Here is a 5564-nt window from a genome sequence, read left to right on the forward strand (position 1 = left end):
GGACCGGAGCAGCGGCGGGATCCGTCCCAGATCCGGCTCAGTGACCAGCAGCAGAAGGTGTATGATACGGTGGCAGCCCAGATCCACAGCAGGATCCCCAAGGTATTCCTGCTGCATGGAGTCACCGGCAGCGGCAAGACCGCTGTGTTTGAAGCCCTCATTGCCCACACACTGTCCCTGGGGCGGCAGGCCATGCTGCTGATCCCGGAGATAGCTTTGACGCCCCAGATCGTGTCCCGGTTCCAGCAGCTGTTCGGGGATGGGGTGGCAGTGATCCACAGCAATCTGTCCCTGGGGCAGCGGATGGACGAATACAAGCGGATCCGCCGGGGGGAGGCACGGATCGTGATCGGTACCCGGAGCGCCGTATTCGCCCCTTTGTCGGATATGGGGCTGATTATCCTGGATGAGGAAGGGGAGCGCTCCTACAAATCCGACAATGCCCCCCGGTATCATGCAGCGGATGTGGCAAAGCATCGGTGCAGAACCCACGGAGCTTCCGTGCTGCTGGCGTCCGCCACCCCTTCCCTGGAAAGCTACTATTACGCCCAGCGGGGGCTGTATCAGCTGCTGGAAATGCCGGAGCGATACGGCAATGCAGTGCTGCCCACGGTGGACATTGTGGACATGAACCAGGAACGGGCACAGGGCAACGGCAGTGAATTCAGCAATCTGCTCACCCAGCAGCTACAGCAGAATCTGGCTGCCGGGGAGCAGAGCCTGCTGTTGCTGAACCGGCGTGGGTATCACACCATCATTGCATGCTGCGACTGCAATACTCCGGTGGAATGCCCCAATTGCAGCGTGCCTCTGACCTATCACCGGGCAAACGACAGCCTTATGTGTCACTACTGCGGCTATTGCGCCCCTCCGGTGCAGGAATGTCCCAACTGCAAAAGCACCCATCTGAAGCAGATGGGCTTTGGCACCCAGAAGCTGGAGGAAGCCCTGGGGGAGATCGTGCCCGGTGCCCGGATCCTGCGAATGGATGCGGACACCACCTTTTCCCGGATGGCATACGAGGAAAAATTCCGTGCCTTCGGCAGGGGGGAGTACGATATCATGGTGGGCACCCAGATGATCGGCAAGGGACTGGATTTCCCCAACGTGACTCTGGTCGGGGTGCTGTCCATTGACAAGGCACTGTTTGCCGGGGATTTCCGCAGCTATGAGCGTACCTTCTCCCTCATCACCCAGGTGGTGGGCAGAGGCGGGCGGGGCGGCAAGCAGGGAAGAGCCATTCTGCAAAGCTTTCTGCCGGATCATTATGTATTGAATCTGGCGGCAAAGCAGGATTACGGGGCATTCTACCGGGAGGAGATCGCCCTGCGGAAGGCGTTGATGTTTCCGCCCATCTGTGATATCTGCGTGATTGGTCTGTCCTCTGAGTTGGAAAAGCAGGTGCAGCTTGCGGCGGATACCATGCTCCGGATGATGCGGGATAAGATCGCCGCCGAACATATTTCCATGCCTCTGCGGGTGCTGGGGCCTGTCCGGTGTACCTATGGAAAGCTGAACGGAAAATACCGGTACCGGATCATTTTAAAATGCAAGAACAACGCCGCATTCCGGCAGTTCATCCGGCAGCTGCTGTGCAGCACCGGCTCTTATAAGGAATTTGCCCGTGTCCGGGTATTCGCCGATATGAACGGAGACATCGGCGTATAAGGAAGGAGAACGTAATGGCTATTCGTAACATTGTAACAAGTGAGGATCCGATTTTAAGCAAGCCCTGCCGCACGGTGGAGGAATTTGACGACAAGCTGGGACAGCTGATCGATGATATGTTTGAGACCCTGGAAAAAGCAAAGGGTCTGGGACTGGCTGCACCCCAGGTTGGCATCCTCAAGCGTGTATTCGTAATGGACGTGGGAGACGGCAGGGTAGAGGCTGTGAACCCAGTGATCCTGAAGGAAAGCGGCAAGCAGCGGGACGTGGAGGGCTGTCTGTCCTGCCCCAACCAGTGGGGATATGTAACAAGACCCAACAAGTGCAGGCTCCGTGCCTATGACCGGCATGGGAAGGAATTTACCATGGACCTGAAGGAGCTGGGGTGCCGGTGTGCATGCCACGAAACGGATCATCTGGACGGATTGTTGTTTACCCGTCTGGTGGATGAATTCGTACAGATGGAAGACGCATAAATCAGAATGTGACAGGAGGAACCGGAATGAGGGACAAGCTGAATATTGTGTTTATGGGAACGCCGGATTTTTCCGTGCCCTGCCTGCATGCTCTGGCAAAAAGCGGACACCGGGTACAGGCGGTATTCACCCAGCCGGACAAGCCCAAGGGGCGGGGCTATAAGCTGATTCCCACCCCGGTGAAGGCAGCTGCCCAGGCATACGGCATTCCCGTGTACCAACCCCTGTCCCTGCGGAAGGGGGAGGATGCGGCACAAGCGCTGGAGACGTTACGGGCACTGCAACCGGATTTGATCGTGGTGGTGGCTTACGGGCAGATCCTGCCGGTGGAGGTGCTGGAGCTTCCGGCGTTTGGCTGTGTGAATATCCATGCATCTCTGCTTCCGAAATATCGGGGAGCCGCCCCCATTCAGTGGTGTATCCTCAACGGAGAAACGGAAACCGGCGTCACCTCCATGCAGATGGCGCAGGGGCTGGATACGGGGGACATGCTGCTGGCGGAATCCCTGTCCATCGGGGAGGAGGAAACCAGTGGTCAGCTCCATGACCGGCTGTCGGAGCTTGGGGCAAAGGTGCTGCTGGAAACAGTAGCGGGCATCTGCCAGGGAACCCTGACGCCGGTGCCCCAGGATGACGCTTTGTCCTGCTACGCTTCCATGATCCGCAAGGATATGAGCCGGATCGATTTTACAAAGCCCGCCCGGGAGATTCACAATCTGATCCGGGGTATTACCGGTTTTGCATTTCTTGGGGGCAAGCGGCATAAACTATTACGGTCAGCCTTGTCCGAGCGGACAGCAGATCCGGCGCTGGCAGGCACCATTGTAGACGCCAAAGATCTGACCATCGCATGCGGAGACGGACATTGCATCCGGATCCTGGAGCTGCAGGCCGAGGGGGGCAAACGGCTGAAGACAGAGGATTTTTTGCGGGGGAATTCCATCAAAAATGGGATGAAATTCGAAACGGAGGTTCTTTGATATGCCCTTTATGTATTATGGATACGGCTTTGTGCTGATTGGTTTTCTCATAGCGCTGCTTGCACAGTGGAATGTGAAATCCACTTATAGTAGGTATAAGAAGATCCACAATTCCCGGGGGATCACCGGGGCTATGGCTGCCCGGCAGATCCTGGATCAGAACGGATTGTATCACGTCCGCATCGAATCGGTCAGCGGCGAACTGACGGATCATTTTGACCCTCGAACCAATGTGGTGCGCCTGTCGGATGGGGTGTATAACAGCACCTCCGTTGCAGCGGTGGGGGTTGCCGCCCATGAGGTGGGACATGCCATCCAGTATGCCCAGGAGTACGCACCCATGCGACTCCGTGCTGCCATCATTCCTGCCACCCAGATCGGCTCTACCCTGTCCTATCCTCTGGTGGTGCTGGGTGTGATTTTTCAGGCACTTCCATTGATAGATCTGGGTATTCTGCTGTTCTCTCTGGTGGTACTGTTCCAACTGGTGACTCTGCCAGTGGAATTCAACGCAAGCCGCCGTGCCCTGAACACCCTGGAATCCAGTCATATTCTGGACAGCAATGAGGTATCACAGTCCGGCAAGGTGCTGACTGCGGCGGCGCTGACTTATGTGGCAGCCCTGGCAACCGCACTGCTGAACCTGCTGCGGCTAATCGCCATCCGGGGGAATCGTGACTGATGGGCGCTGAACTTGTATTCTGCGTTCGGCTTCTGGACAAGACCTTCGGGGCACAGGGCTATTCCAACATTGCTCTGGATCGGGCACTGCGGGATTCGGATCTGAACCCCCAGCAGAAAAGCCGGGTGTCCGCCCTGTATTACGGAGTGATCGAGCGGCTGCCGGAGTTGGACTATGTGCTGTCCCGGTACAGCAAAAAGCCCCCGGAAAAGCTGGATCCCACCGTGCGGAATCTGCTGCGCTGCGGTGTTTATCAGCTGGCGCATATGCGGATCCCGGACAATGCGGCAGTGAATGAGTGTGTAAACGCATGCAAAAAGCTCCGGTATACCAGCGCATCCGGCTTTGTAAATGCGGTGCTCCGGGGCTTTGTCCGGGACGGAAAGCAGATTCCGGCGCCAAAGGATCCTGCGCTCCGTCGTCAGGTGCAGTACTGTGCGCCGGATTGGCTCATAAAACAGCTTTCCTCTGAATACGGGGAATCGGTGATGGACGCTCTGCTGACGGATGCACTGGGGCGGCCCCCGGTGACTCTGCGGCGGAACCCTCTGGCAGGGGATGAGCCTGCCTTCCTCCGTGCCATGGGGGAAATCTCCGTGGAGAAGCATCCTCTTCTGCCGGACTGCTACAGGGTGCAGGGGGGCGATGTGACCCGGACGGATGCCTTTGCCCAGGGCATGTTCCATGTGCAGGATCTGGCATCCCAGCTATGCTGTCTGGCGCTGGATCCCCAGCCTGGTGATACGGTGCTGGATCTTTGCGCAGCACCTGGGGGAAAGAGTTTTACCCTGGCGGAGCTGATGGAGGATCGGGGGCAGCTGTATGCCTTTGATCTGCATACCAACCGGGTGAAGCTGATCGCCCAGGGGGCACAACGGCTGCATTTGCAGTGTGTGCATGCCCAGACCGGGGATGCATCCATACATAACCCGGAGCTGCCCCAGGCGGACCGGGTGCTGTGCGATGTGCCCTGTTCCGGGCTTGGGGTGATCCGCCGCAAGCCGGAGATCAAGTATAAGGATCCGGCGGTCTTTGCCGGACTTCCTCCGGTGCAGGCGAAGATTCTGGAAAACGCTGCCCGTTATGTAAAGCCCGGCGGGTATCTGGTGTATTCCACCTGCACCCTGTCCCGGGCGGAGAACGATGGGGTGGTGGACGGATTTTTGCAGCAGCATCCGGAATTTGAGGGAGTCTCCTTTCTGGAAACTCTGGGGGAGCCTTTTGGCAATTGGAAGGTGACGCTGCATCCGGGCTGCTTTGGCAGTGACGGGTTTTTCATGGCAAAGCTGAAGCGAGCGAGGTGATACAGTGACCAAAACGGATATTTTATCCCTGTCCTTCGGGGAATTGTCGGACTGGCTGGCAGAAGCCGGCGAACCGAAATTCCGGGCAAAGCAGATTTTTACCTGGCTTCACAGCCGAAAGGCAACGGATTTTTCAGAAATGACGGATTTGTCACTGTCGCTTCGCACAAAATTATCTGATTCTTTTTGTATAAATCGACTAATTGTCGTAAAAAGGCTTGAATCCGCTATTGATAATACGGTAAAATATCTGTATGGGCTTTCTGACGGATCCCTGATCGAATCCGTGCTGATGGCATACAAGCACGGGGACAGTCTTTGCGTATCCACCCAGGTGGGCTGCAAGATGGGGTGTAACTTTTGCGCCTCCACCATTGCAGGCTTTGTGCGGAATCTGACCCCCGGCGAAATGCTGGGACAGATCTACGAAGCGGAGCGGGACAGCGGCAGGACG

At 57.2% G+C, this 5564-nt stretch carries 5 protein-coding genes and 1 pseudogene (1 of these 6 running past the window's edge); all 6 read left to right on the forward strand.

The annotated features are described in order from the left end of the window. Positions 1-1668: the 3' portion of a replication restart helicase PriA gene (gene priA, locus QVO51_RS09805; RefSeq protein ID WP_441295920.1), read on the forward strand. 804 nt of this gene lie to the left of the window's left edge; only the last 1668 of its 2472 coding nucleotides appear in the window; its start codon lies beyond the left edge, outside the window; the stop codon is at positions 1666-1668. Positions 1669-1682: 14 nt separating this feature from the next. After that, positions 1683-2144 (forward strand): peptide deformylase, encoded by a 462-nt coding sequence (gene def, locus QVO51_RS09810; protein WP_015557926.1) that lies wholly within the window; start codon positions 1683-1685, stop codon positions 2142-2144. Positions 2145-2170: 26 nt separating this feature from the next. Beyond that, entirely contained in the window at positions 2171-3124 is a 954-nt protein-coding gene (gene fmt / locus QVO51_RS09815; RefSeq protein ID WP_022358251.1) for a methionyl-tRNA formyltransferase, read from the forward strand. 1 nt (position 3125) lies between these two features. Beyond that, a complete protein-coding gene (locus QVO51_RS09820) occupies positions 3126-3806 on the forward strand; it encodes a zinc metallopeptidase (protein WP_022358252.1) in 681 nt (226 codons plus the stop codon). Continuing rightward, entirely contained in the window at positions 3806-5110 is a 1305-nt protein-coding gene (gene rsmB, locus QVO51_RS09825; RefSeq protein WP_022358253.1) for a 16S rRNA (cytosine(967)-C(5))-methyltransferase RsmB, read from the forward strand. The genes QVO51_RS09820 and rsmB overlap by 1 nt, the downstream gene beginning before the upstream one ends. A gap of 4 nt (positions 5111-5114) precedes the next feature. Beyond that, a pseudogene (locus tag QVO51_RS09830) lies at positions 5115-5564 on the forward strand (23S rRNA (adenine(2503)-C(2))-methyltransferase RlmN); the annotation flags it as partial.

The organism is Ruminococcus sp. CAG:379, from assembly GCF_000434255.1.
In the GTDB taxonomy this organism is placed as follows: Bacteria; Bacillota; Clostridia; order Oscillospirales; family Ruminococcaceae; genus Ruminococcus_F; species Ruminococcus_F champanellensis.